Annotated in this window: 22 protein-coding genes; 7 read left to right on the top strand and 15 right to left on the bottom strand. The window is 69.6% G+C overall.

What is annotated here, in order from left to right; translation table 11 throughout:
• Positions 1–17 precede the first annotated feature (17 nt).
• From BM013_RS11400 to BM013_RS11390, 3 genes are read right to left on the bottom strand one after another with little or no spacing between them, the layout of a single operon-like run.
• Positions 18–1,193 carry a phospholipase A gene (locus BM013_RS11400; RefSeq protein WP_093126649.1) on the bottom strand — a complete coding sequence of 392 codons (1,176 nt, stop codon included), beginning with the start codon at positions 1,191–1,193 and terminating at the stop codon, positions 18–20.
• Positions 1,190–1,684, bottom strand: a complete 495-nt coding sequence (locus tag BM013_RS11395; RefSeq protein WP_093126647.1) for a hypothetical protein — start codon at positions 1,682–1,684, stop codon at positions 1,190–1,192. The genes BM013_RS11400 and BM013_RS11395 overlap by 4 nt, the downstream gene beginning before the upstream one ends.
• Entirely contained in the window at positions 1,681–3,786 is a 2,106-nt protein-coding gene (locus BM013_RS11390; protein ID WP_093126645.1) for an ATP-dependent helicase, read from the bottom strand. The genes BM013_RS11395 and BM013_RS11390 overlap by 4 nt, the downstream gene beginning before the upstream one ends.
• Before the next feature lie 165 nt (positions 3,787–3,951).
• On the opposite strand from BM013_RS11390, the gene BM013_RS11385 reads away from it, so the two are divergent.
• Positions 3,952–4,980: an AEC family transporter gene (locus BM013_RS11385; RefSeq protein ID WP_093126641.1), complete on the top strand. Its 1,029-nt coding sequence runs from the start codon at positions 3,952–3,954 to the stop codon at positions 4,978–4,980.
• Here BM013_RS11385 and BM013_RS11380 read toward each other — a convergent pair whose 3' ends face one another.
• Positions 4,981–5,727, bottom strand: a complete 747-nt coding sequence (locus BM013_RS11380) for a hypothetical protein (RefSeq protein WP_256221458.1) — start codon at positions 5,725–5,727, stop codon at positions 4,981–4,983.
• 284 nt (positions 5,728–6,011) lie between these two features.
• On the opposite strand from BM013_RS11380, the gene BM013_RS11370 reads away from it, so the two are divergent.
• Positions 6,012–6,221 carry a hypothetical protein gene (locus BM013_RS11370; protein WP_093126632.1) on the top strand — a complete coding sequence of 70 codons (210 nt, stop codon included), beginning with the start codon at positions 6,012–6,014 and terminating at the stop codon, positions 6,219–6,221.
• Between the two features lie 41 nt (positions 6,222–6,262).
• On the opposite strand, the gene BM013_RS11365 is transcribed toward BM013_RS11370, so the two are convergent.
• The 4 genes from BM013_RS11365 to BM013_RS11350 all read right to left on the bottom strand — a co-directional run bounded on the left by BM013_RS11365 (position 6,263) and on the right by BM013_RS11350 (position 11,984).
• The gene (locus BM013_RS11365; RefSeq protein ID WP_256221457.1) at positions 6,263–7,243 is read right to left on the bottom strand and encodes a hypothetical protein; all 981 of its coding nucleotides are present in this window, start codon (positions 7,241–7,243) and stop codon (positions 6,263–6,265) included.
• 49 nt (positions 7,244–7,292) lie between these two features.
• Complete coding sequence (gene priA / locus BM013_RS11360; RefSeq protein ID WP_256219803.1) at positions 7,293–9,392, bottom strand: replication restart helicase PriA; 2,100 nt, start codon at positions 9,390–9,392, stop codon at positions 7,293–7,295.
• Between the two features lie 473 nt (positions 9,393–9,865).
• Positions 9,866–10,984 carry a uroporphyrinogen decarboxylase gene (gene hemE / locus BM013_RS11355; RefSeq protein WP_093126626.1) on the bottom strand — a complete coding sequence of 373 codons (1,119 nt, stop codon included), beginning with the start codon at positions 10,982–10,984 and terminating at the stop codon, positions 9,866–9,868.
• Positions 10,985–11,048: 64 nt separating this feature from the next.
• Positions 11,049–11,984 carry a LysR family transcriptional regulator gene (locus BM013_RS11350; protein WP_093126623.1) on the bottom strand — a complete coding sequence of 312 codons (936 nt, stop codon included), beginning with the start codon at positions 11,982–11,984 and terminating at the stop codon, positions 11,049–11,051.
• Positions 11,985–12,058: 74 nt separating this feature from the next.
• Between BM013_RS11350 and BM013_RS11345 the strand changes: the two genes are divergently transcribed.
• The gene (locus tag BM013_RS11345; RefSeq protein ID WP_093126620.1) at positions 12,059–12,778 is read left to right on the top strand and encodes an SDR family oxidoreductase; all 720 of its coding nucleotides are present in this window, start codon (positions 12,059–12,061) and stop codon (positions 12,776–12,778) included.
• A gap of 34 nt (positions 12,779–12,812) precedes the next feature.
• On the opposite strand, the gene BM013_RS11340 is transcribed toward BM013_RS11345, so the two are convergent.
• The 5 genes from BM013_RS11340 to BM013_RS11320 all read right to left on the bottom strand — a co-directional run bounded on the left by BM013_RS11340 (position 12,813) and on the right by BM013_RS11320 (position 18,925).
• A complete protein-coding gene (locus BM013_RS11340) occupies positions 12,813–13,367 on the bottom strand; it encodes a hypothetical protein (protein ID WP_093126617.1) in 555 nt (184 codons plus the stop codon).
• A 207-nt stretch (positions 13,368–13,574) separates the two neighbouring features.
• Positions 13,575–14,900: an MFS transporter gene (locus tag BM013_RS11335; protein ID WP_093126613.1), complete on the bottom strand. Its 1,326-nt coding sequence runs from the start codon at positions 14,898–14,900 to the stop codon at positions 13,575–13,577.
• A gap of 175 nt (positions 14,901–15,075) precedes the next feature.
• The gene (locus tag BM013_RS11330) at positions 15,076–15,768 is read right to left on the bottom strand and encodes a thioredoxin family protein (RefSeq protein WP_177206283.1); all 693 of its coding nucleotides are present in this window, start codon (positions 15,766–15,768) and stop codon (positions 15,076–15,078) included.
• Positions 15,769–15,862: 94 nt separating this feature from the next.
• Positions 15,863–18,103, bottom strand: a complete 2,241-nt coding sequence (locus BM013_RS11325; protein ID WP_177225457.1) for a protein-disulfide reductase DsbD family protein — start codon at positions 18,101–18,103, stop codon at positions 15,863–15,865.
• A 54-nt stretch (positions 18,104–18,157) separates the two neighbouring features.
• Positions 18,158–18,925: an alanyl-tRNA editing protein gene (locus BM013_RS11320; protein ID WP_093126856.1), complete on the bottom strand. Its 768-nt coding sequence runs from the start codon at positions 18,923–18,925 to the stop codon at positions 18,158–18,160.
• A 131-nt stretch (positions 18,926–19,056) separates the two neighbouring features.
• On the opposite strand from BM013_RS11320, the gene BM013_RS11315 reads away from it, so the two are divergent.
• The gene (locus BM013_RS11315; RefSeq protein ID WP_218152662.1) at positions 19,057–20,442 is read left to right on the top strand and encodes a PQQ-dependent sugar dehydrogenase; all 1,386 of its coding nucleotides are present in this window, start codon (positions 19,057–19,059) and stop codon (positions 20,440–20,442) included.
• 15 nt (positions 20,443–20,457) lie between these two features.
• Here the strand turns inward: BM013_RS11315 and BM013_RS11310 are convergent, their stop codons facing one another.
• Complete coding sequence (locus BM013_RS11310; protein ID WP_093126610.1) at positions 20,458–21,012, bottom strand: GNAT family N-acetyltransferase; 555 nt, start codon at positions 21,010–21,012, stop codon at positions 20,458–20,460.
• Between the two features lie 108 nt (positions 21,013–21,120).
• On the opposite strand from BM013_RS11310, the gene BM013_RS11305 reads away from it, so the two are divergent.
• Positions 21,121–21,546 (top strand): MarR family winged helix-turn-helix transcriptional regulator, encoded by a 426-nt coding sequence (locus BM013_RS11305; protein ID WP_093126608.1) that lies wholly within the window; start codon positions 21,121–21,123, stop codon positions 21,544–21,546.
• A complete protein-coding gene (locus tag BM013_RS11300) occupies positions 21,543–23,318 on the top strand; it encodes a chloride channel protein (RefSeq protein ID WP_093126605.1) in 1,776 nt (591 codons plus the stop codon). Before BM013_RS11305 ends, BM013_RS11300 begins: the two co-directional genes overlap by 4 nt.
• An 18-nt stretch (positions 23,319–23,336) precedes the next feature.
• On the opposite strand, the gene BM013_RS11295 is transcribed toward BM013_RS11300, so the two are convergent.
• Positions 23,337–24,347, bottom strand: coding sequence for a zinc-binding alcohol dehydrogenase family protein (locus BM013_RS11295; protein ID WP_093126602.1), 1,011 nt, complete (start codon positions 24,345–24,347; stop codon positions 23,337–23,339).
• Between the two features lie 108 nt (positions 24,348–24,455).
• On the opposite strand from BM013_RS11295, the gene BM013_RS11290 reads away from it, so the two are divergent.
• Positions 24,456–25,364, top strand: a complete 909-nt coding sequence (locus BM013_RS11290; RefSeq protein ID WP_093126599.1) for a LysR family transcriptional regulator — start codon at positions 24,456–24,458, stop codon at positions 25,362–25,364.
• The last annotated feature ends 371 nt before the right edge of the window (positions 25,365–25,735 follow it).

Raw genomic sequence — 25,735 nt, 5'->3', positions numbered from 1 at the left:
GTGAGGAATGAAGAGGGTCAGAAGTCGACGAGGCTCAGGCCGATGCTCAGCACCGTGCGCTTGCGGTTGTAGTCCACCAGCGTGTCGCCGTAGCCCGAGAACAGCTGCGTGTGGAAGCGCAGGTTGCTCTTGGTCGGGTCGCCGATGGCCTTGAGCCACTCGAGGCGGATCGAGCCGCGGCCGCTGTCGCGCAGGTTGTTGCGCACCGTGATGCCGAACTGGTTGTCGCGGTTGAAGTTCCAGCGGCCCGTGACTTCGGCGCGGCCGATGTAGTCGGCGATGTCGGGGTTGTCGTCCTTCGCGGCGTTCTCGGAAATGCGCTTCCAGATGCGCCCGGTGATGGTGAAGCGGTCGTCGAGCTCGGCGCCGCCCATCAGGTACACGCGGTTCCAGCTGCGCGACAGCGGCAGCGTCTGGCCGTTCGACTGGTGCACGATGCCCAGGCCCGCGTAGCGCCAGCGCCAGCCGCCGGGCAGCTTGAAGTCGGTCGGATAGACGTACATCAGCTCGGGTTCGTGGTCGGTGGTGCGGAAGGGCCGCGAGATGGCGCCGTTGAACAGCTGCCAGGTCGACTGCTGGCTGTAGGCGAACCACAGCGAGTCTTTCTTGGCCGGGTCGTTCTGCGTGAGCAGGCCCTGCGCGAGCTTGGTGCGCACCGACAGGCCGATGCGCATCTCGTTGGCCTGGTAGGCCACCGGGTCGGCGGTGTGGTCGGCCGAGGGCGAGGTCGGCGTCTCGGGCCGCTTGGTGGCGGCCGAGACCGACACGTTCAGCGGCCGGTAGCCGCGAAAGCCGAAGGTGCCGCAGTCGGTGGCATTCTCCAGTTCCCAGAAGCGCGAGAGCGTGGAGTACTGGCGGTCGCGGCAGCCTTCGGTGGTGGCCACCGAGACCACGCGCGTGGCCGGGATCGAGGCGTCCACCGGCGGCGCCTGGGTGCTCGCGAGCACGGGCGGCGCCACGGGCACCGACACCGGCGGCAGCGTCTGCTGTTGTGCCCAGCGGTCGAAGCAGGCCAGGCGCGCTTCGTTGTTGGCGCCCAGCGCACTGCACTGCTGCCAGGTGAGCTGCGCGTCGGCCAGCGGGCTGGCTGGCTTGTCGACGGCCTGCGCGTGCGCGCCGGCCGCGCCGCCCAGGCAGGCAGCCACCGCCGCGAGCGCACTGAATCTGAAACGAGGGGATCGTGGGGTCTTCATTGCTTTCCTTGCGGTGCGGCCGGAACGACCGTCTTGCTGAGCACGAACGGATGAACGCTCTCGTCGGCGGCGTTGCGCCACGTGCCCCTGAACTCGCGGCCGCACGAACCGGCCTGGAGCTTGCCCGACCAGACGCCGCTGATGGCGCGCCCGTCGAGCGATTCGTCGATGGACAGGGCGCCTTCGTCGTCGACGTCGCCCGCGAGTTGCGCCACGGTGGGCCGGGCGGCGTTGGATGCGTTGCGCGAGATGGTGCCGCGCACGCCTTCGTAGTCGGGGTGCTTGCCCAGTTGCACGGCGGCCACGGCGGGCAGGCCGTCGAAGCGCGCCTCCCAGCGGCCGTAGAGCGCCTGCGCGGGCAGGTCGCGTGCGTCGGTGGCGTCGGTGGGGCAGTCGGCACTGCGGCCGTTGCTCCCGATGCCTGCGCAGCCGGTCAGCAGGGCCGCGCCGGCCAGCAGCGCGGCGCTGAGCGTGGTGCGCGTCGCCGTCATGGCGCCGCCGCGGCGGCGGCCGCCTTGGCCGCGCTGTCCTGGGCCTTGCGCGCGAACTCGGCGCGCAGCGCCTTGAGTTTTTCGCGCGGGTCTTCCTTGATGGTTTCCTTGTTCAGGCCCATCTCGGCGATGAAGCGGCTCGGAATGCAGGGCACCATCTCGCGGCCCTGCTTGCGCTTCTTGGTCCAGCTCACGGCCAGGCTGCGCTGGGCGCGGGTGATGCCCACGTACATCAGGCGGCGCTCTTCCTGCAGGCGCTGCTGGGTCTCGTCGCTCACCACCTGCTGGCGGCCGTTGTCGTCGTCGAGCTTGAAGGGCAGGAGGCCCTCGCTCACGCCGATCAGCATCACGTGCGGCCACTCCAGGCCCTTGGAGGCGTGCAGGGTCGACAGCGTGACCACGTCCTGATCCTGCTCGCGCTCGCTGATGGTGGACAGCAGCGAGATGGTCTGCGCCACCTCGAGCAGGCTCTTGCGCTCGGTCTCGATGTTGCTGTCGGCGCCCGAGGTGTCGTCCAGCGTGCCGCCGGCGCGCTGCGACATCCAGTCGACGAACTCCAGCACGTTGGTCCAGCGCGAGGCCGCGGCGGCTTCGCTGTCTTCGCCGTCGTACAGATGCTTCTCGTAGTCGATCTCCTTCAGCCAGTCGAGCATGAAGGTGCGCGAGTCTTCGGCGCCCATGGTGCGGCGCGCGCGGTATTCGAGGTCGTTGATGTAGCGGCCGAACTCGTGGATGCCCTCGAGCGTGCGCTTGGGCATCACGCTGGGCAGCGAGGGGCTGAACAGCGCCTCGAACAGGCTCAGCTTGTACTGGCTCGCGAAGGTGCCCAGGCTGGCCAGCGTGGTGTGGCCGATGCCGCGCTTGGGCGTGGTGATGGCGCGCAGGAACGCGGGGTCGTCGTCGTTGTTGACCCACAGGCGGAACCACCCGCACAGGTCCTTGATTTCGGCGCGGTCGAAGAAGCTCTGGCCGCCCGAGACCTTGTACGGAATCTGCGCCTTGCGCAGCGCCTGCTCGAACACGCGCGCCTGGTGGTTGGCGCGGTACAGGATGGCGAAGTCGCGGAACTCCTTGTACTGCTTGCCCTGCGTGAGCGAGTCGCCCGCGCGGATGCTGACGATGCGCGCCACCGCGCGCTCGGCCTCGTGCAGCTCGCTGTCGGCGTCCACGATGCGCACCGGCTCGCCTTCGCCGAGTTCGGAGAACAGCGTCTTGGGAAACAGCTTGGGGTTGGGGCCGATCACGTTGTTGGCCGCGCGCAGGATGGCGCTGGTGGAGCGGTAGTTCTGCTCCAGCTTGATGACCTTCAGCGCCGGGTAGTCGACCGGCAGCTTGCGCAGGTTGTCCAGCGTGGCGCCGCGCCAGCCGTAGATCGACTGGTCGTCGTCGCCCACCGCGGTGAACTGGCCCTTCTCGCCGGCCAGGGCCTTCAGCACGTCGTACTGGGTGGCGTTGGTGTCCTGGTATTCGTCCACCAGGATGTGGCCCAGCGCGGCCTGCCACTTGGCGCGCACCTCGGGGAATTCGTAGAGCAGCTTCAGCGGCATGCCGATCAGGTCGTCGAAGTCGACGCTCTGGTAGGCCTGCAGGCGCTCTTCGTAGCGGCCCATGATCTTGGCGGTGATGCGCTCGTTGTCGTCGGCGGCCTGGGCCTCGGCCTGCGCCGCGTTCAGGCCCATGTTCTTCCACTTGCTGATGGTCCACTGCCAGATGCGGGCGGTGGCCGCGTCGGTGGTGCCGCCGGCGTCCTTGAGGATCTTGGTGACGTCGTCGGAGTCCAGGATGCTGAAGGCCTTCTTCAGGCCAAGCACCGCGCCGTCCTCGCGCATCATGCGCACGCCCAGCGCGTGGAAGGTGCAGACCACGACCTTGCGCGCGTCCTTGCCGATGAGGTCCTTGGCGCGCTCGCGCATTTCCGCGGCGGCCTTGTTGGTGAAGGTGATGGCCGCGATGCGCTGCGGCTCGAGGCCGGCCTGGATCAGCCGGCCGATCTTGTGAGTGATCACCCGCGTCTTGCCGGAGCCTGCGCCTGCAAGCACCAGGCAGGGACCGTGCATGTAGTTGACAGCTTCTTGCTGCGCGAGATTGAGACCGTGAGACATGGGGGATGGGGAACCGGAAGCCGCCCGGCGGAGCCGCGGACGGGAAAAGCGTGAAAGCGCGCAATGATACGGGGACCGCCCTTCCCGGGGCTGTAGGCCGTCCGCCCCTCTGTACGGCTGCTGCAGCCGCTGCGAGACCCCTCTGGCAGGCATGACAATTGGCGGGTGCTGCCTGTATTCCTTGTTACTTTCCCTTTCTTCGCGTTGATCGCCGCAGGGTACGCCGCCGCCCGCGCGCGCATCCTGCCGCTGGACGCGATTCCCGGTCTCAACACCTTCGTGCTGTATTTTGCGCTGCCGTGCATGCTGCTGCGCTTCGGCGCGGGCACGCCCATCGGCCAGCTGCTGGACGGCAGCGTCGCACTGGTCTGGGGCGTCTGCGCGCTGGCGGTGGTGGCAGGCGTGGTGATGTTCACGCGCAATGCGCGCATCGGCTGGAACGACGCGGCCTTCGGCGCGCTGGTGGCGGCGTTTCCCAACACCGGCTTCATGGGCGTGCCGCTGCTGGTGGCCATCCTCGGGGCGCAGGCGGCGGGGCCGATGATCATCACGATCGCCTTCGACCTGGTCGTGACCTCGTCGCTGTGCATTGCGCTGTCGCGGCTGGACGGCGCGCTGGGCCCGGCGGGTGCAGGCCGCCAGGGCGCCACGCTGGCGGCGCGCAAGGCGCTGCGCGGCATCCTGGTCAACCCGATGCCGTGGTCGATCCTGCTGGGCGTGCTGCTGTCGGCCGCGCGCTGGAAGCTGCCCGGCCCGCTCGAGCGCACGGTCGCTATGCTGGCCGACGCGGCCTCGCCGGTGGCGCTGTTCACCATCGGCGCGGTGCTGGCGCGTTCGGCGCTGGTGGCGCGCGAGCATGGCGCCAGCGAGGCGGTGGCACAGGCCATGGGCACCGGGCTGAAGGCCGCGCCCAAGGCGCCGTGGGCCGACGTGCTGCCGGTGGTGGCCGTGAAGCTGCTGGTGCACCCGCTGATGGTGTGGGGCCTGGGGCTCGGCGCCATGGCGCTGGGGCTGCCGCTGTCGCATGCGGCGCTGGTGGCGATCGTGCTGGTGGCGGCGCTGCCGAGCGCCAGCAACGTGTCGATGCTGGCCGAGCGCTTCGGCGCGGACAACGGGCGCATCGCCCGCATCATCCTGTGGACGACGGTGGTGGCGTTCTTCAGCTTCCCGCTGGCCGTGGGCCTGCTGAACTGATCAGGGGGTCAGCACGCCCAGCTTGTACGGGTCGGCGTCCGGCAGGCGCTCGCACTTGGAGAAGTCGCGGCCCTGCGTGCCGTCGCAGTAGTAGGTGTTGTAGACGCGGCCGAACAGCGTCGGGCTGGCGGTGAAGAGCACGCCGTGCTCCGGTTGCCAGTTGTCCTTGGGCGACGCCGGGGCGCCGGCCTCGATCGGCTTGGCCATGGCGGCAGGGGTGGCGGATGCAACGGACGAGACCGATGAAACCGACGAGACAGGCGTGGCGGACGTGGCCGAGGGCGTGAAGTCGGCCAGCGTCTTGTGGGTTTCGTCGCCGCGCCAGCGCACCGCGAGTTCGGCCGCCGTGGGCCGCACCGCCACAGGCAGCAGGATGCCGTTGACCTGCCCGCCGTAGCCGAAGCGGTGCGTCTTGCCCGCGAGGAAGGCATAGGCGCAGGCCGCCATGCACTGGCCCCGCACCTCGGTCTGCACGCCGCTCGCGCGGATGGCGTCGGCATAGGCGCCCGCCGCTTCGGCGGTGCCGCCGGACGAGTCCTCGAAGACCACGGTGTGCACGGTGCCGCTGGCGAGCTGGTCGGTGAATTCCTTGATGGCGGTGCCGTCGAGCATGCCCGACACCACGAGCCGGCTGCCCTGCAGGCCCAGTTCGGCCGCGCGGGCCGGCTGCGAGAAGGAAAGAGCAAGGCCCGCAATGCACGTGCCGGCGCCGGCGAGCGACGCGACGGACAGAACCCAACCAGACATGGACGGCGGTTTCATGGCGACCTTTGAGGACCTGGCCCCGCGGCACCCCAAGGGAACCCCACGGGAGATGAGCGGAACATACTTCGAACGCGAAACCCGCGGCGAGTTCGCGCCGTTACAGCTTGTGCAGCGCCAGGAGATGCGTCAACTGTTTTTTCACAAATTTTCGGGTAGTCCGGGCAGGCCGTAAGGCATAGAGGCCGCTATGCCATCAGGTGAATGCTTGTGTTTGCAGAACCGCTGCTACAGTGTCCCCAAGTCAAAGGTGTGAATAGGGGCGCGCGATGGCAATTCTGGTTCGCATCCTTCTGTGGTTGTCCTGGCTCGCAGCAGTCGGGTGGTTGTGGCATGTCGGCAAGTTCGGCACCGCCACCGCGATAGCGCTCGCCGCGCTGAGCCTCGTCGTGTTCGCCTGGCCGGCGAGCATCGCGCGGCGAAGGCACAACGAGCTGCGCTATGTCGACATGGGCAAGGAGCCCACGGGCTACCACTGAAACCGCGGTCTGTCGGTCGGTGACCGGACTGCGCAGCCCGCTCAGGACGCGGGCTGCTGCAGGCGCTGGAACTCGTGGCGCTTCATGGCCATGTAGTCGGTGCGCTCCAGTTCGTGCAGCTGTTGCGCGTACTGTTCGGTGGCGTCGAACCACTCGCCCAGGCGCTGTTCGAGCTGGCCCGGCGCGGGCGCATCCAGGTAGCTGTCGATCGCCAGGTAGTAGCGCATGGTGTTGCGCTCGACCACGCCGCGCACGCCTCCGATGAACCCGCCACCGTCGGCCTGGCCCAGGCGCGTGAACCCCACCTTGTCGCTGCCCAGCGTGGCCAGGTAGCCCTTCATCGCGAGCCGCGCGGCGGTGCCGTAGGCATAGGCGTAGCTCATGTGCAGCGCGGTCTTGCCGTTGTCCGCGGGCGCGGCCTCCAGCTCGATGTCGTAGTCGCGCGTGGACAGCGGCCCGCTGGCCGCGCTCAGCCGCACGTGCAGGTAGTCCGCGTCGGCCTTGCGCACGCTGTAGGCGAAGTCGAGCTTCTGCGCGTCCGACAGCGGCTGGTCGAACTTGCGGCCGGCCGCCACGGCCAGCCCCGCGCCGCCGCTTTTCACGGCGCAGTGCTTGATGTTGAGGTGCAGCATCAGCACCTGGCACCACGCGGCCGGCTCGCGCAGCGCGCTGTTCACGCGCTCGAACGGATGGCCGACCAGCGCGTAGACATCGCCGCTCAAGCGGTCGGATGCTTCGTTCGATTCGATGGTGAGCGGCCGCTTGAAGGCATTGCGCGCCAGTTGCGGCGCGAGCGATTGCAGCTTGGTGCGCAGCGCGGCCGCGCCGTCGGTGGCGGTGGCGGCGGTAGCGGTGGCGGGTTGCGCCATGGCGCTGCGCGGCGTGAACGCCAGGGCCGCCGCCAGCCACATCAGCCCGAGGCAGAGACTGAGCCCGAAGCACCGGGCCGCGCAGGTGTCCGCGCAGGTGCCCGCGCAGGTGCCCGCGCGCGTGGCCGGAATCGAAATGTCGTGTGTATCCATCGCCCGCAGGCTGGGCGCGCACCCTGCGCGCCCTTGCAGGACAACCCGCTCAGATGCTGTGCGGATCGACGTCGACCAGCCAGCGGATCACGCCCTTGCCCTCGGGCGTGCGCCGCAGGTCGTGCAGCAGCGGCTGCCAGCCCGCCAGCAGCCGCTGCAGCGCGGCGCGCGAGGGGCTTTCGATGAGCATCTGCGCGCGCTCCACGTTGGCCACGCGCTGGATCGTGAGCGGCACGGCCGGGTAGCGCGTGACCAGGTCGGCGCCCGGCAACGCCTCGGCCTGGTCGGCGGCGGTGTTCAGGAAGGCCTGCGCCACCGACTGCTCGCGCGCGTCGGCGCGCAGCAGCGCCTGGAACGCGAAGGGCGGCATGGCGGCGGCGCGGCGCTCGTCGAGCTGCTGCTGCGCGAAGGCGGCGTAGTCGTGCTTGCGCAGCGCCGTGAACAGCGGGTGCTGCGCGTGGTGCGTCTGGATCCACATCTCGGCCTTGGCGCCCTGCGCCGCCAGGTAGGCGGCGTCGCGGCCCGCGCGGCCGGCCGACTGCATCAGCAGGCTGAACAGGCGTTCGGGCGCACGGAAGTCGCTGGAGAACAGCGCGCCGTCGGGGTTCACCGCGGCCACCAGCGTGATGCGGCGGAAGTCGTGGCCCTTGGCGATCATCTGCGTGCCGACCAGCACGTCGACCTCGCCCGCGTGCACCGCCGCGAGCTGCGATTCGAGCGCGCCTTGTTTTTTGGTGCTGTCGGCGTCGATGCGGGCGATGCGCACCGCGCTGCCGTCCGCGTGCTTCACCGCGGCGAACAGTTCGGCCAGGTGCTCCTCGAGCCGCTCGGTGCCGCGGCCCACGGGCGCGATGTCGGGGTTGCCGCAGGCCGGGCACGCGCGCGGCACGCGTTCGGTGAAGCCGCAGTGGTGGCAGCGCAGCGTGCGGTCGATCTTGTGGAACACCCGGAAGGCGCTGCAGTGCGGGCATTCGCTCTTCCAGCCGCAGTCGCCGCAGGCCAGCACCGGCGCATAGCCGCGCCGGTTCAGGAAGATCATGCTCTGCTCGCCGCGCGCGATGCGCTGGCCGATGGCGTCGAGCAGCGCGCCCGAGATCACTGTCTTCGGCGGCTGCAGGTTCATGTCGACCAGCCGCACGGCCGGCAGCGCGCCCGCGCCGATGCGCGAAGGCATGGCCAGGCGCACATAGCGCCCGCCCGGGTCGTCGCCCTCGGCGGGGCGGCTCTGGTGCCAGCTTTCGAGCGAGGGCGTGGCCGAGCCCAGGATCACCTTGGCCTTTTCGCGCTGGCCGCGCCACACGGCGAGGTCGCGCGCGGAATAGCGGGCGCCTTCCTGCTGCTTGTAGCTGGGGTCGTGCTCCTCGTCGACCACCACCAGCTTCAGCCCCGGAATCGACGCGAACACCGCCATGCGCGTGCCCAGCACGATGCGCGCCGCGCCGCTGTGCGCGGCCAGCCAGCTCGCCAGCCGCTGCGGGTTGGTCATGCCGCTGTGCAGCGACACCACCGCCTCGTCGCCGAAGCGGGCCTTGAAGCGGGCTTCGAGTTGGGGCGTGAGGTTGATCTCGGGCACCATCACCAGCGCCTGGGCGTTTGCGTCGCGCGCCAGCAGGCCGGCCACGCAGCGCAGGTAGACCTCGGTCTTGCCGCTGCCCGTGCTGCCGACCAGCAGGAAGGTGCCGGTTTCGGCCTCGATACGGGCCAACGCGGCCGTCTGCTCTGCGCTCAGTGCTATCAAATTCGACGACTCGGCGGTCTCGGCCACCGGCCCCGCCGTGGTCTTGCGCTTGAGCCGGCGCGCCAGCTGCGTGGTCGTCAGGTCGCGCAACTGCGGCGGCAGCGCGGCCAGCGCGATCTCGCCGATCGAGCGCTGGTAGTAGCGCGCGGCAAAGGCCACCAGGTCGCGCCAGGCCTCGCCCAGCGGGTCGAGCGCGTCCAGCGCGGCGCCCACGGGCTTGAGCGCCATGTCGGGCTCGGTGCCTTCCAGCGACACCGGCTCGTTCCACACCACGCCCAGCACCTCGCGCTTGCCCAGCGGCACGCGCACCAGCGTGCCGGGCGGCATCGGCTCGGCGCCGGCGTAGCTCAGCAGGTCGCCCAAGGCGGCGTGCGCGGGGGTCTGCACCGCGATGTCGAGCCGCCACGGCAGGGCCGGCGGCTGACCGTTCGTCGGCTGGGCGGCGTCGTCGAGAGGGAGGCCGGGGGTGGAGATGGGTGTCCTTCTTGGCAAGGTTTGTTAATGCGACTTTGAGCAACGCTACTTAAGTCGTTGATTTTTCAGTGCTTTGGAAGCCATCCAGAGTTTCTGTGGATAACTTTGTTGACAAGACGGCGCCGCGCGCCGCGAAGCCTTGCAAATCAAGGCTCTGGCTGGAATGCCCGGAAAAAAAGCAAAATTCAAATCCTATATAAATCAACAACTTGGCGGTGCTATTGGTTTGAGAGCGGAAGAGGTGGCAGCCCCCGCAATCTTGCGCAGTGCAGCACGGGTTTTGTGCATAAGTCGGGACCCGTATACCGTTTTTGCACTTGACAAACCGCCCGGGACCGATTTTCGGGGCCTCCCCGGCGGCCTGCGCCGGGCGTTCCTCCGGTGCCCCGAGGCACCTTGGTGTGACAGTCTCAACCGCGCGCGGCGCGCATGCTTCGCGAACGGTCGTGCACCGCCTGCACCAGCGCCGACACGTGGTCCGGCGGCGTGAACTGGCTGATGCCGTGGCCCAGGTTGAAGATGTGGGTCGGCCCGGCGGTCGTGCGGTCGGTGTGCGGTGCGCCGAAGGCCTGCAGCACCTTGGCCACCTCGGCCTCGATCTGCGCGGGCGGCGCGAACAGCACGTTCGGATCGATGTTGCCCTGCAGCGCCTTGACCCCGCCGTCCGTGCCTTCGGCGACCTGCTTGCGCGCCGATGCCAGGTTCAAGGTCCAGTCGACGCCGAGCACTTCGCAGTCGAGCGCGCGCATGGCGTCGAGCCAGAGGCCGCCGCCCTTGGTGAACACGATGCGCGGCACCGGCTGGCCGTCGGCGCCGGTGCGCTTCAGGCCGGCCAGCACGCGGGCCGTGTAGGCGAGGCTGAATTCCTGGAACGCGCCGTCGGCCAGCACGCCGCCCCAGCTGTCGAAGATCATCACGGCCTGCGCGCCCGCGTCGATCTGGGCGTTGAGGTACGCGGCCACCGAGTCGGCGTTCACCGCGAGGATGCGGTGCATCAGGTCGGGGCGGCCGTACAGCATGCTCTTCACCAGCCGGTAGTCGCTGGAGCCCGCGCCTTCGACCATGTAGCAGGCCAGCGTCCACGGGCTGCCCGAGAAGCCGATCAGCGGCACTCGGCCGTCCAGCGCCTTGCGGATCGACGCCACCGCGTCGAACACGTAGCGCAGTTTCTGCATGTCAGGAATCTCCAGCGCCGCCACGGCCGCCTCGTCGCGCACCGGGCGCGCGAAACGCGGGCCTTCGCCGGCCTCGAACGACAGGCCCAGGCCCATGGCGTCGGGCACCGTGAGGATGTCGGAGAACAGGATCGCCGCGTCCAGCGGGTAGCGTGCGAGCGGTTGCAGCGTGACCTCGGTGGCGTAGTCGGTGTTGGTCGCCAGCCCCATGAAGCTGCCGGCCTTGGCGCGCGTGGCCACGTATTCAGGGAGGTAGCGGCCGGCCTGGCGCATCAGCCAGACGGGCGTGTGGTCGGTGGCCTGGCGCCAGCAGGCTCGCAGGAACGTGTCGTTTTTCAGGGGGGCGAAGGGCATCGGGCGATTGTCGCAGGGGTGTGTCCCGGGGGCTGTGTCTGGACGCAGCGTTCGGGGAGACGGCTCAGGCTGCGGATTTTTCGCTGAAGACCTCGGTCATCAACCCGACCAGCCACTGCAGCCCCGGGTCACCGTCGTGCGCCGCCGCCCACAGCAGCGACACCGCGTAGCCCGGCGAGTCGAACGGCAGCGGGCTCACCGCGAGCCCGAGTGCGTCGCGCCAGGTGTCGGCGGCGAACGTGGGCACGGTGGTGATGGCGGGCATCTGCCGCACGATGAACGGGCTGGTCGCGAAGTTGCGGCTCGAGAAAACGACCTGGCGCGCCAATCCCTTTTCGCGGAGCAATTCGTCGACCAGGCCGCTCAGTCCGGCGCTGAACGAGGTCAGCAGGTGCGGGTGGCCCAGGTATTCGTCGAGCGTGAGCCGCGGGCCGCGCGCCTTCACGAGTGCGGGGTTGTAGACGCACACGAAGTGCCAGTCGAACAGCGCGCGCCGCCGGTGCCAGGCGGCGCAGTCGATGAACACGCCGGCGGCCAGCTCGATCTCGGCCGCGTCGAGCATCGCGGGCGCATCGGTGCGGTCGGCCGCGCGCGCCACCAGCCGCACGCCTGGGGCCTGCGCCGACAGCCGCTGCATGAGCCGCGGCATCAGGGCCACCTCGAGCGCGTCGCTCAGGCCGATGCGGAACACGCGCTCGGCCCTGGCCGGGTCGAACGCCGGCGTGGCGTGCAGCGCCTGCTGCAGCGACAGCAGCAGCGGCTCGATGACGCGCGCGAGTTCGAGCGCCCGCGGCGTGGGCGTCATGCCGTGCGAGGTGCGCACGAACAGCTCGTCGCCCAGGGCCGCGCGCAGGCGCTTGAGCGCGCCGCTCAGCGCGGGCTGGCCGATGAACAGGCGCTGCGCCGCGCGTGTGACGCTGCGTTCGTGCAGCAGCGCGTGGAACACCAGCAGCAGGTTCAGGTCAAGCCGCCTGAAATCACTTTCGTTGATGTGATGCATGGTTTCAAACGATTTGGATGATAGGCCTCGCTTTCCTAACCTGAAGGCTCTCTCAGGCATTCAAAGGAATCGACATGGCTTCGGAACAACAGACGGTGGTGGTGATCGGCGGCTCTTCCGGCGTGGGGCTCGAGACCGTGCGGCGGCTTGCGGCAAGCGGTGCGAGGGTGATTGCGACCGGGCGCGACAACGGCAAGCTGCAGGAGGCGATCGGCGGCATGGGCGCCTGCGTGAGCGGCGCGGCCTTCGATGCCTGCGACCGGGGCGCGCTCGACGCCTTTTTCGCGCAGACCGGGCCGGTCGATCACCTGGTGCTCACGCTCAGCGGCGGCGAGGGGGCCGGCGAGTTCGCGCAGCTCGACCTGGGCTCGCTGCGCCGCGGCTTCGAAGCCAAGTTCTGGCCGCAGCTCGAAGCGGCGCAGGCCGGCGCAAAGGTGCTGCGCAAAGGCGGTAGCCTGACCTTCGTGACGGCGATTTCGGCGCGCAATGCGTTGCCTGGCACGGCGGGGCTGGCTGCGATCAACGGTGCGCTCGAGGCGATGGTGGGCAGCCTGGCGCGCGAGTTGAAGCCGAGCCGAGTGAATGCTGTGTCACCGGGCCTGGTCGACACACCCTGGTGGAACCGAGTGCCCGCCGCAATGAAGGACGACCTGTTCCGCCAGCAGGTCGAGACCCTGCCCGTCGGCCGCGTGGGGCAGCCGCAGGACGTGGCGCATGCGATCCAGTTCCTGATCGAGAACGGCTACACGACCGGGACGGTGATCGAATGCGATGGCGGGTTGCGGCTGGTGTAGCGGCTCCGATCGGCGCCTTGCGCGGATCCAATCGTCATCGCGTCGAGTCCAGTGTCTTGTAGAAGCGCGGGTGCTCCTGCGGCGCAAAGCACTCCGCGACGATGGTTGCGGCCTTCGCCGCAGTCCTCTTCTCCGAAGTCCTGGTGGCGGTCGCACAAGACAGAAAGAAGCCGGGCGAGGCGTCCTGCACGCCGTATTCGACTCGCAAGGTCGAAACACGCCAGTGCCCATATCTGCGGGCGGTGCCTGCCGAGGTGCGCCGCGAGATCTGGTCTTCCAACGGAGGTGCGAGCAAGCGCGATGGCGCACGTGCTGCGTGCGGGTCTGCATCGTCGGCCGTTGCGGCCTTGGCGTCGGCAGGGGCGCTCCCGTGCGCAACAACCAGTTCGCGTTGATCCAGTGCCGTGGCGTAAGGCGAGGATGGCTTCGGGCCAAGATTCCGCTCGATCGCCATTCCGCCCTTGGTGCGGCACGAGGCCAGAAGCAGGTCGGTGCCGGAGATCGAGGGACGCCCGGCGCAGTGCGTTGCCACTTCGTCAGCCGCGGCGGGCTGAAATTGCAGCAGGAGGAGCAACGCCAGTGCGGACATCCTCGAACTCATCGTTCAGCCGGATCCAACATGCGCGACATCGACGACTTCCTTGACAGGAGAGGAGGTCGCGGCAGTTTGCGAGGGCCTGCCAGGCTCACACTGCTAACAATAGTCACCCTGCCCGAAGCCTTCACGCCCATCGTCCGCGAGCGTGAAAAGCGGCATGCCTCCATCGGCATGCCCCGCAGGCTCAAGCCAGAACGCTCAAGCCGGCACGCCCACCGTGGGCGCTCTCGCATTGCGTCGGTACAGCACCAGCGTCGCCACCAGCCCGCAGATGGCCGCCGCCGTCATCCACAACCCCGGCGCGCCCTTGTCGCCGGTCATCTCGATCAGCCCCGTGGCAATCGCCGGCGTGAAGCCGCCGAACAGCGCGGTCGCCAGGCTGTACGCCAGCGAGAAGCCGGCGGTGCGCACGTTCACCGGCATCACCTCGGTCAGCGCCACCACCATCGCGCCGTTGTAGCTCGCGTAGAGGAACGACAGCCACAGCTCCACCTCGAGCATGCGCGTGAAGCTCGGCGCGCCCACCAGCCACTTGAGCGACGGGTACGCGGTGAGGATGGTCAGCACGGTGAACACGATCAGCAGCGGCTTGCGGCCCACGCGGTCCGACAGGGCGCCCATGATCGGCAGCCAGATGAAGTTGGAGACGGCCACGCACAGGGTGACGACCAGTGCGTCGGTGGTGCTCAGGTGCAGCACGGCCTTGCCGAAGGTGGGCGTGTAGACGGTGATCAGGTAGAACGACACGGTGGTCATCGACACCAGCATCATCCCGGCCACCACCAGGCCCCAGTTGGCCACCATCGACTGGAAGATCTCGCGCGCGTCGGGGCGGTGCTTGCGCGCCATGAACTCCTCGGTCTCCTGCAGCGAGCGGCGGATGATGAACAGCACCGGCACGATCAGGCAGCCCACGAAGAAGGGCACGCGCCAGTAGAAGTCGCCGATCTCCTGCGAGGTGAAGGTCACGTTGAGCCAGTAGCCGAGCGCGGCCGCCACGACGATGGCCACCTGCTGGCTGGCCGACTGCCAGCTCACGTAGAAGCCCTTGTGGCCCGGCGTGGCCATCTCCGACAGGTAGACCGACACGCCGCCCAGCTCCACGCCGGCCGAAAAACCCTGCAGCAGCCGGCCGATGAGCACCAGCAGCGGCGCGGCCAGGCCGATGGTGGCGTACGACGGCACGCAGGCGATGAGCAGCGTGCCGACGGCCATCAGCGCGAGCGTGACGATCAGGCCCTTGCGGCGGCCGACGCGGTCGACGTACGCGCCCAGGAAGATCGCGCCCAGCGGGCGCATCAGGAAGCCCGCGCCGAAGGTCATGAAGGTGAGCATGAGCGAGGCGAACTCGTTGCCCGCGGGGAAGAACGCCTTCGAGATCTGCGTGGCGTAGAAGCCGAACAGGAAGAAGTCGAACATCTCCATGAAGTTGCCGCCGGTCACGCGCAGGACGGTGGCGACTTTCGAGGAGGAAGCGGTGCCCGAGGCGGCGTGGCCGGGCGCGCGTTGCTGCGCTGTGCTCATGGTGTTGTCCCCTGTGGCGTTTGTGGTCGCCAAGGGTAGGGCGGGCTTCCCGACCGTGGCCTGACCGTGGTGGTCAGGTAGCTGTCACTGCCGCGCCGCGCCTGTCATGCCCGCGTGTCACGCCCATCGTTCACGCCCGCCTGTCATGCTTGGCGAGGCGTGCGTCTCGCCGCGCTCAGGTCTTGTATTTGATCGAGCAACCGTACGGCCGCGTGCTGGCCGTCGATATCGGCTTGCCGCCGAAGGCCTCGCCCAGCGCCTGGTTCACGTAGTTGGTGGCGGTCTTGATGTCGTCCGCCCGCGCCGACGCGATGCTGTCGATGCCGCCCGCGTACACCAGCGTGCCCTTGGGGTCGATGATGAAGATGTGCGGCGTGGTGCGCGCGCCGTAGACCTGGCCGATCACGCCGTCCTCGTCCATCAGCACCGCGGTGGGCGCACCCTTGTGCGACTTCATCCACGCGTCGAGCGCGTCGGCCTTCAGGTAGTCGGTGGCGGCGCGCTCGGTGGAGTTGATGGCCAGCCACACCACGCCCTTGTCGGTGGCGGCCTTCTGGGTGGCGGGCATGTTGCCGCTGCCGTAGTGCTTGCGCACGAAGGGGCAGCCGGGGTTGGTCCACTCGAGCACCACGAACTTGCCCGCGAAATCGGACAGCTTGTGCTTGGCGCCGGTGGTGTCGACGGCCACGAAGTCGGGCGCCTGCTGGCCCACCGTGGGGGCGGCAGCGGCATTGGTGCCCATCAGGAAGGTGGCGCCCAGCGCCACTGCGGCGGCAACGACGGCACGGCGGGAGGCCCGGCTCAGGGCGGCGCGGGCATGGCGCGCGGCACGCAGGGAACGCGAGTCGGCGGTTGGCGAAAGAGACATGGCCAGCTTGAACTCCAAAGAAAAATTCCAAACAACAACTGCAGCTTAGAACGGTTTCTTCAAGTGCTTGTGACAACCCATGTCACGCAGGTGGTCAAAGCGCGGCGAGCGCGGCGCGGACTTCGTCCTTGCCCAGGATCTCGGTCAGCACGACCGGCGGCTTGCCCGGCGCCTGCAGCACGTACACCGGCACGCCGCTGCGGCCCAGCGCCGTCAGCGCGGCGGTGATGGCCGGGTCGCGGCGGGTCCAGTCGGCGCGCAGCATGGCGACCTTCTTGGCGTCGAAGTCGGCCAGCACCTGCGCGTCGGACAGCGTGCTCTTCTTGTTGTACTGGCATGTGACACACCAGGCCGCGGTGAAGTCGATGAACACGGGCTGCCCGGCGTCCGACAGCGCGGCGACGCGATCGGCCGACCATGGCTGCCAGCGCTGGCCGGCGGCGCCCTTTGCCGCAGCCGAAGCCAGCTGCGCGGGCTCGACGACTTGCAACACATTGCGCCCGATGGCGGCAGTCAGCACGGCGGTGAAGGCGATCAGCAGGCCGGCAATCACCACCCGCGTGCGCCCGCTCAGCGTGAGCGCCCAGACGATGGCGGCCAGGCACACCAGCAGCGCCAGCAGCGTGCCCGCGCCGTCGATGCCGCTTTGCTGGCCCAGCACCCACACCAGCCACGCCACGGTGGCGAACATCGGGAACGCGAGCAGGCGGCGCAGCGTGTGCATCCACGGGCCCGGCTTGGGCAGCAGCCGCGCGATGGCGGGCACGAAGCCGGCCACCAGGTAAGGCAGCGCCAGCCCGAAGCCCAGCGCGGCGAACAGCAGCAGCGCCTGCGCGGCCGGCAGGCCGATGGCGAAGCCCAGCGACACGCCCATGAAAGGCGCGGTGCAGGGCGATGCGATGACCACGGCCAGCACGCCCGAGAGGAAGTCGTTGGCCAGCGGATGCTTGGCCTGCGCGCTGCACACCGACGACGGCGCGGCGCGGCCGAACTCGAACACGCCCACCAGGTTCAGGCCGATCAGCGTGAACAGCGCCGCCAGGGCCGCCACCACGCCGGGCGACTGCAGCTGGAAGCCCCAGCCCAGCCCGGCGCCGGCCGCGCGCAGCGCCAGCATGGCGCCGCCCAGCGCAAGGAACGACAGCATCACGCCGCCGGTGTAGGCCAGGCCCGCCTTGCGGTGCGCGCTGTCGTTGCCGGCCTGCCGCGCGAAGCCCAGCACCTTGATCGCGAGGATCGGGAACACGCAGGGCATCAGGTTGAGCAGCAGGCCGCCGAGCAGGGCGCCGAAAAGGGCGGCCAGGAAGGTGGTGGAGGAGGGCGCGGGCAGTTCGGTCGATGACGCCGCGGCGCTTGTGGCACTGGCCGCGTTGGCGGTCAGCGCCGCCTGCAGCGCCGGCGACACCTCGGCGCGCGGCGCCGCGGAGGACCAGGTGCCCGACACCGGCGCCTCGGCGCGCCAGGCGACTGGCTGGCCGGCCTGCCGGTCGGCTTCGGCGAGCGCCACCACCACAGGCATCGTCGTGGGGCTCTCGCTGCGCTGGTCGGCCAGCGGGATCGAGGCGGTCCACACGCCGTCGTCCCAGGATTGGGTCCAGTCCTTGCCGGAGACGGCCGCGGTGCGGATCACCTCGGGGGTCTCGGGGAAGAAGCCCAGCGTCTTGCCCTGCACGGCGGCGGGCAGGCCTTCGAGGCGCACCTTGAGGTTGTGGCCCTCGACCTGCACGGTGCCGGGCTTGGCCAGCGGCTGGGGTTGCGCGGCGGCGGCGGTGTCGAAATCGGCCTTGTGCAGCGCGGTGGAGCCCTGCAGCGGCAGCGACAGCGAGAACGTGCCTTCTTCCGGAATGCACTCCTTGCGGCAGACCAGCCAGGAGGCCTTGAGCCGGATGTCCATGGCCGGCGTTGTGCCCATGGTGACCGGCGGCTTGTACAGCGTGGACACCTCCAGCGGCACCGGCAGCAGCACGGTGTTCTCGTAGCCGTAGTTGGCGAGGTTGCCGACCGCGATCTTCTCGGGCACCGGCCAGGCGATCTCGCCGGTCGACACGCCGGCGGGCAGCGTCCACGTCATTTCGGTGGGCAGGCCCGAGTCGCCGGCGTTCTTCCAATAGGTGTGCCACTCGGGCTGGTGCGTGATCTGCAGGCCGACCCACACCGGGGCGCCGGGCGTCACGCCGTCGGGCGCGTGCGCGATCAGTTCGGCGCGCACATGGGGCGTGGTGACCACGGCCCCCGCCTTCGGCGCCACGGGGGAAGCCGATTGCGCGGCAGCCGGCATGCTGGCTGCCGCGGTTGCTATCAGAAGCGTAGCGAAATGGATGCGCGAAAAGATCATGCCGTCAGTCGGAGCATTCGAGAGGGGCGAAGTTCCAGGATGTTCCGGAATGTTTCAGGCGGCGGCGCTGGCCACCGGTGCCCAACCGAGCACCACGCGCCGGCTGTTGGCGCTCTTCTTCTCGATCTTGGTGACCACCACCGCCCCGATTTCCGAGGTGTTTGCAACATGCGTGCCGCCGCAGGGCTGGAAGTCGATCTGCGCGCCGGCTTCGTCGCCGATGCGGATGGTGCGCACCGTGCCCAGGCCGCGCGGCGGCTGCACGCTCATGCTCTTGACGAGGCCGGGGTTGGCGTCGAGCTCCTCGTCGGTGATGGCACCCACGGTCAGCGGATGGGCCGCCTCGACCAGCCGGGCGAGGCCGGCCGTCAGCACGTCCTTGTCGAGCGGGTCGGTCATGTGGAAGTCGATGCGCGCGTATTCGGGGGTGATGGAGCAGCCGTTCACCGGCACCGGGACCAGGTGGCACAGCAGGTGGGAAGCGGTGTGGAAGCGCATGAGCCGGTGGCGGCGCTCCCAGTCAAGGCGGGCGGTCACGGTGTCGCCGGGCTTCAGCGCGGCCAGCAGGTCGGCCTGCTCCGGTGCGGGCACGTGCACGAATTCGTTCGTCGGCTGGCCTTCTGGGTCCTTGGCCTTGCGCGTGTCGGCAATGACCAGCTCGCGGCCGTCGGCCAGGGCCAGCACGCCGCTGTCTCCGGCCTGTCCGCCGCCCAGCGGGTAGAACACGGTGCGGTCGAGCACGATGCCGGCATCGTCGATGCGCACGATGCGGGCTTCGCAGGTGCGCAGGTAGGCGTCGGCGCGGAACAGGTCGTCGGTCATGCGGCGATGGTAGCGGCGATGCGCGAATGGGGTGCGCCCACGCCAGAAAGCGCCCACGACCGACAACCCCGCGCCGGGGCGCCATGGATCATCCGGCCGGTATGCGGCAACCGGCCGCGCAAGGACCACGCATGAAAGCACCGCAGCAAGCACCCACCCGCACGGCCCCCTCACCGGCATCCGCATGGAAGGCCGGCGCCTCGGCCCTGGCCGTCGCGCTGCTGGTGGCGGGCTGCGGCGAGGCCGCCAAGCTGTCGCCCGAAGCCACCACCGGCCCGCGCCCGCAACTGGCCGACCCGAACAAGACCCTGATTCCCACCGTCAACGTGGCCCCCGCCATCGGCTGGACCGACACCGCCACGCCCACCCCGGCCGAAGGCCTGCAGGTGACGGCGCTGGCGCGCGGCCTCGAGCACCCGCGCTGGGTCTACACGCTGCCCAACGGCGACATCCTGGTGGCCGAGAGCAACAAGCCGCCCAAGCCCGGCGGCAGCGCCACCGACGGCGGCGACGGCCTGGTTGCCAAGGTGCGCAACTGGGTCATGGGCAAGGTCATGGGCCGCGCCGGCGCCGGCGTGCCCAGCGCCAACCGCATCACGCTGCTGCGCGACGCCAACGGCGACGGGCTGGCCGAGGTGAAGCAGGTCTTCATGACCAACCTGATGTCGCCCTACGGCATGGCGCTGGTGGGCAACGAGCTCTTCATCGCCAACGCCGACGCGCTGGTGAAGGTGCCCTACACCGAGGGCCAGACCTCGATCAGCGCCAACCCGACGCTGGTGACGCAGTTGCCCGCGGGCATCAACCACCACTGGACCAAGAACGTCATCGCCAACGAGGACGGCAGCAAGCTCTACGTGACGGTCGGCTCCAACAGCAACATCGGCGAGAACGGCCTCGCGGCCGAAGAGGGCCGCGCCGCCATCTGGGAGGTCGACACGAAGACGGGCGAGAAGCGCCTGTTCGCGAGCGGCCTGCGCAACCCCAACGGCATGGGCTGGGACCCCGACACCAAGGCCCTGTGGACCGTGGTGAACGAGCGCGACGAGATCGGCAGCGACCTGGTGCCCGACTACCTCACCTCGGTGAAGGAAGGCGCCTTCTACGGCTGGCCGTGGAGCTACTACGGCGGCATCGTCGACGCGCGCGTGACGCCGCAGAACCCCGCGATGACGGCCAAGGCCATCGCGCCCGACTACGCGCTGGGCTCGCACGTCGCGCCGCTGGGCATGGCCTTCTCGCGCGCGGGCGGCATGCCCGAGCAGTTCGCCAGCGGCGTGTTCATCGGCGAGCACGGCTCGTGGAACCGCAAGCCCAAGTCGGGCTACAAGGTGGTGTTCGTGCCCTTCATCGGCGGCAAGCCCAGCGGCCCGCCGGTCGATGTGCTGACCGGCTTCCTCACCGCCGACGAGAAGGCGCAGGGCCGCCCGGTGGGCGTGGCGCTCGACAAGAGCGGCGCGCTGATCGTGGCCGACGACGTGGGCAACGCCGTGTGGCGGGTGTCGAAGGCCAGGTAGGCAAGAGGCCTGTTCTCAGCGCGGCGGGCGCGCGATGCGGTACAGCTTGTGCCGGCGCAGCGCGTGCCCCTCGGGCACCAGCGGATGGTCGAAGGCGCCGGCCACGTCTTCCTTCATGCCGATGCGTTCCATCACCGCGCTCGAGCGCGTGTTGTTCCACGCCGTGAACGCCACGACCTCGTCCAGCCCGAGCTGCTCGAAGCCCACCTGAAGCGCGCCGCGCGCCGCCTCGCTCGCGAAGCCCTGGCCCCACCACTGGCGCGCGAAGCGCCAGCCGATTTCCACGCACGGTGAAAACGGCAGCGTGGCGGCCGGCGCGTTCAGCCCGGTGAAACCCATGAAGGCACCGCAGGCCTTGTGCTCCACGGCCCAGAAGCCCCAGCCGTTCTCGGCAAAGCGCGCCTGGAAGCGCGCGACCATGGCGTCGCTGTCGGCGCGCGTGGGCAGCGGCAGCAGGAACTCCATCACCTGCGGGTCGCAGGCGAGCGTGAAGAAGGGCGCGAGGTCGCTCTCGCGCCAGGGGCGCAGCCGCAGGCGCGCGGTGTCGAATTCGATCGGTGAGGTCGTCATGCCACCGATTCTGGCGCAACGCATTTATGTCATGACGTGATATATTTGCCGCCGTTCCCACGCTCCTTCCACACGCTCCTTCCACACGCTCCCTCCCGGCGACGTTCCATGGCCTCCACACCCCGCAAGCTCGCGAAGAAAGACTTCGAGGCGCTCTCCCAGTTCCGCTACCAGATGCGCCGCTTCGAGCGCTTCTCCGAGCGCGCCGCGCAGGCCGAAGGCCTCACACCGCAGCAGTACCTGGTGCTGTTGCACATCAAGGGCGTGCCGGGGCGCGACTGGGCCTCGGTCGGCGAGATCGCCGAGCGCCTGCAGCTGCAGCCGCACGGCGCGGTGGCGCTGGTCACGCGCTGCGAGGCGCTGGACCTCGTGCAGCGCCGGCCCAGCGAAACCGACCGCCGCCAGGTCGAGGTGCACCTGCTCGCCAACGGCGAGAAGCTGCTGCTGCGGCTGGCCGAACTCCACCGCGCGGAGTTGCGCTCGCTCAAGGGCGTGTTCGACGTGCCGCAGATCGATCTTCCGGAATCCCCATGAGCTCCAAAGCCAACTCTCATCCGGGTCACGCGCCTCGCGGCGACTTCGCGCTCAACGCGCGCCTCATGCGCATCGCCGTCATGGCCGCCGTCATCGGCGCCATCAGCACGGTGGCCGCGCGCGTGCTGCTCGACCTGATCCGCTTCTTCACCAACCTGTTCTTCTTCCAGACCTTCTCGCTGGCCGACCGCTCGCCCGCGGAGCACACGCTGGGCGCATGGGTGATCGTGGTGCCGGTGATCGGCGGGCTCATCGTCGGGCTGGTGGCGCGCTACGGCTCCGACAAGATCCGCGGCCACGGCATTCCCGAAGCCATCGAGGCGATCCTGTTCGGCAAGAGCAAGATGTCGCCGAAGGTCGCGCTGCTCAAGCCGCTGTCCTCGGGCATCGTCATCGGCAGCGGCGGGCCGTTCGGCGCCGAGGGGCCGATCATCATGACCGGCGGCGCCATCGGCTCGCTGATCGCGCAGCACTTCCACCTCACCGCGGCCGAGCGCAAGGCGCTGCTGGTGGCGGGTGCCACGGCCGGCATGACGGCGGTGTTCGGCACGCCGGTGGCCGCGGTGCTGCTGGCCGTCGAGCTGCTGCTGTTCGAGCTGCGCCCGCGCAGCCTGCTGCCGGTGGCCGTGGCCTGCGCGGTGGCGGGCTTCGCGCGGCCGCTGCTGATGGACCCGGGCCCGCTGTTCCCGCTGCAGACGGCCGTGCCCGGCCCGCTCGCCATGCTGTCGTGCGTGATCGCCGGCGTGCTGTGCGGCGCGCTGTCGGCGTCGCTGTCGATCTCGCTCTACAAGGTCGAGGACTGGTTCGGCAAGCTGCCGCTGCACTGGATGTGGTGGCCGGCCATCGGCGGCCTCGCGGTCGGCATCGGCGGCTACTTGCAGCCGCGCGCGCTGGGCGTGGGCTACGACGTCATCGGCGACCTGCTGCACAACCACCTGGCGCTGGGCGTGGTGCTCGCGCTGCTGGCGGTCAAGGCCGTCATCTGGGTCATCTCGCTGGGCTCGGGCACCTCGGGCGGCGTGCTGGCGCCGCTGCTGATGATGGGCGCGGGCCTGGGCGTGGTGCTCTCGCACGTGCTGCCGGGCAACGACCCGATGCTGTGGCCGCTGGTCTGCATGGCGGCCACGCTGGGCGGCGTGATGCGCGCGCCGCTCACCGCCACCATCTTCGCCTTCGGGCTCACGCACGACAGCAACGCGCTGCTGCCGCTGCTGACCACCTCGGCCGTGGCCTACGGCTTCACGGTGCTGACCATGCGCCGCTCGATCCTCACCGAGAAGATCGCGCGCCGCGGGTACCACATCTACCGCGAATACGGCATCGACCCGCTGGAGCGGCATTCGGTCGAAGAAGTGATGACGCGCGAGGTGCGCAGCATCGACGCCGCCATGCCCGTGGCCAGGGCGCTGTTCGAGTGCTTCGGCGAAGGCCAGGCGCACCGCGCGTTCCCGGTGCTGCGCAACGGCGCGGTGATCGGCGTGGTCGACCGCGCGATGCTGGCCGCGCGGGGCACCAGCGACCCGATCGCGACCGTGGGCGACGCCTGCGCCGACGCGCCGCTGTACTACGCGCTGCCGGGCGACAACTGCCGCGCCGTGGCCACGCGGCTGGCGCGCCACCGGCTCGAACGGCTGCCGGTGGTGAAGGATGCGCACACGCTCGCGCTGGTCGGCATCGTGGCGCGCAGCGACCTCATCAAGCCGTCGCTCGCGCATTTCGACGAAGAGGAAAAGCGCGAGCGCATGCGCGGACTGCCGTGGCAGTCCACCTAGGCGCCCACGGCTGAAGGGCTAGAAGCCCGCCAGCACCACCTTGCCCTGCGCCTTGCCGCTCTCGATGAGCGCATGCGCGCGCCGAAGGTTGGCCGCGTTGATGGTGCCGAAGCTCGCGTTGGCCGTGGTGCGGATGCGGCCCGCGTCCACCAGCGCCGCCACCTCGGCCAGCAGCGCGCCCTGCTCGGCCATGTCGGGCGTCTCGAAGCGCGAGCGCGCGAACATCATTTCCCAGTGCAGCGACAGGCTCTTGGTCTTCAGCGGCATGGCGTCGAGCAGCTTCATGTCGTCGATCACCGCGAGCTGGCCCTGGGGCTTCAGGCTTTCGATGATCTGCGCGCAGTGCTGCTCGGTCTGCGTGAGGCTGGCGACCATGTCGACCTCGCCGATGCCGGCGGCCTTGAGCTCGGCCGCGAGCGGCCTGGAGTGGTCGATGACCGTGTGCGCGCCCAGCGCCAGGCACCACTCGCGCGTTTCGGCGCGCGAGGCGGTGGCGACGACGCGCAACCTGGTGAGCTGGCGCGCGAGCTGGATCAGGATGGAGCCCACACCGCCCGCGCCGCCGGTGATCAGCAGCGTCTGGCCTTCGCCGCCGCCCTTGGGCACCCGCAGGCGGTCGAACAGCAGCTCGTACGCGGTGATGGTGGTCAGCGGCAGCGCGGCGGCCTGCGCGTCGTCCAGGCTCTTGGGCGCGAGGGCGGCAATGCGCTCGTCGACCGCGTGCAGCTCGGCGTTGGCGCCGGGGCGGATGATCGAGCCGGCGTAGTACACGCGGTCGCCGACCTGGAAGTTCTTCACGCCGCTGCCGATGGCCTCGACCGTGCCCACGGCGTCCCAGCCCAGCACCTTGGCCTGGCCGGCCTCGGGCGCGGCGTTCTTGCGGACCTTGGTGTCCACCGGGTTGACCGACACCGCCTTCACGCGCACCAGCAGGTCGCGCGCGCCGGCCACGGGGGCGGGCAGCTCGATGTCCTGCAGCGATTCGGGGTTGTCGATGGGGAGGGGCTGGTAGTAGCCGACGGCTTTCATGGCGGGGACCTTTCAGGCGCTTCGGGGCGCTGCTTTCAATGACGATGCCTCGAATGTAGGATCGCAAGGCTGGTTTGATAAGACGGGCTGAAACATCAACACTTTCAAATGAAGATTGAAAATGTCTCCGATCTGCGGGTGCTGGTGCACACCGCGCGCGGCGGCACGCTGACCGCGGCCGCGCATGCGCTGGGCATCACGCCGGCGGCGGCCAGTGCCACGCTGAAGCGGGTGGAGGCGCAGCTGGGCGCGCGGCTGTTCGAGCGCTCGACGCGGGCGATGCGGCTCACGCCGCAGGGACAGACGCTGCTCGACTACGCGGTGCGGGCCTTCGAGCTGCTGGACGAGGGCGAGTCGCAGGTCACGGCGGACCGGGGCGGGCTGGTGGGCACGCTGCGCGTGGCCTCGCCGTCGGACCTCACGCGCAGCACGCTGCTGCCCTGGTTCGACGAATTTCTGGCCCTGCATGCGGGGGTGCAGCTGTCGCTGTCGGTGGGCGACCGGCCGCTGGACGTGATGCGCGACGAGGTGGACGTGGCGCTGCGCTATGGCGCGCTGGCCGATTCGCGGCTGGTGGCGCGGCCGGTTGCGATGACGAATCCGGTGCTGACGGCATCGCCTGATTACTTGCGCCGCCATGGGGCGCCGAGGGTGCCGCAGGACCTGGTGCAGCACAACTGCCTGACTTTCAATCGGTCGGGGCGGCGGCATCGGGTGTGGCGCTTTGGGCTGAATGGGCAGTGGAGCGAGGTGCGGGTGAACGGGAACCGCAGCGTGGACGATGCCTCGCTGGCGCGGGAATGGACCGTGGCGGGGTACGGGATCTCGCTGAAGTCGGCGCTCGACGTGCGCGAGGATGTTCGGCAGGGGCGGCTTGTGCGGCTGTTGCCTGAGTGGGAGACGGAGCCCTATCCGTTGCATGCGCTGTTGCCAAGCGGGCGGTTTGTGCCGGCTCGGGTCAGGGCGTTCGTCGACTTTCTGGCGGTGAAGTTCGAGGGTTTGACTGCCGAGGCTTGAGTAGTTGAGTAGCTGAGGCTGCTGGCCGGGACTCGCCCCGGCAGGCGACCTGCTTTCTTTTGCTTCGCCAAAGGAAAGTAGGCAAAGAAAAGGCGACCCCACTGCCCGCGTCCCTCCGCGTCCCTCCGCGCCCCTCCGCTTCGCTGCGGGCAACCTGCGGTGCTCACGTTTCGCGGGGTCTCGCAGAACTCGCTCCACCGCGTTGCGCTCGAACAGCTGCGAGCCCTGATCCGCGAAACGCTCCGCTCGTCGGCGCGGCCAGAGGAGAGGGGGAACCACCCGGGCCATCGCTTCGCTCGGCTTCTCTGCTTTCATCCCGATGCTTCGCTCGGCCTCGGATTTACTCCCTCTCCCTCTCGGAGAGGGCTGGG

It is taken from the genome of Variovorax sp. OK605, assembly GCF_900115445.1.
Classification (GTDB): Bacteria; Pseudomonadota; Gammaproteobacteria; order Burkholderiales; family Burkholderiaceae_C; genus Variovorax.
Note: the sequence above shows the minus strand (reverse complement) of the source record. Positions and strands in the feature narration are given on the sequence as shown.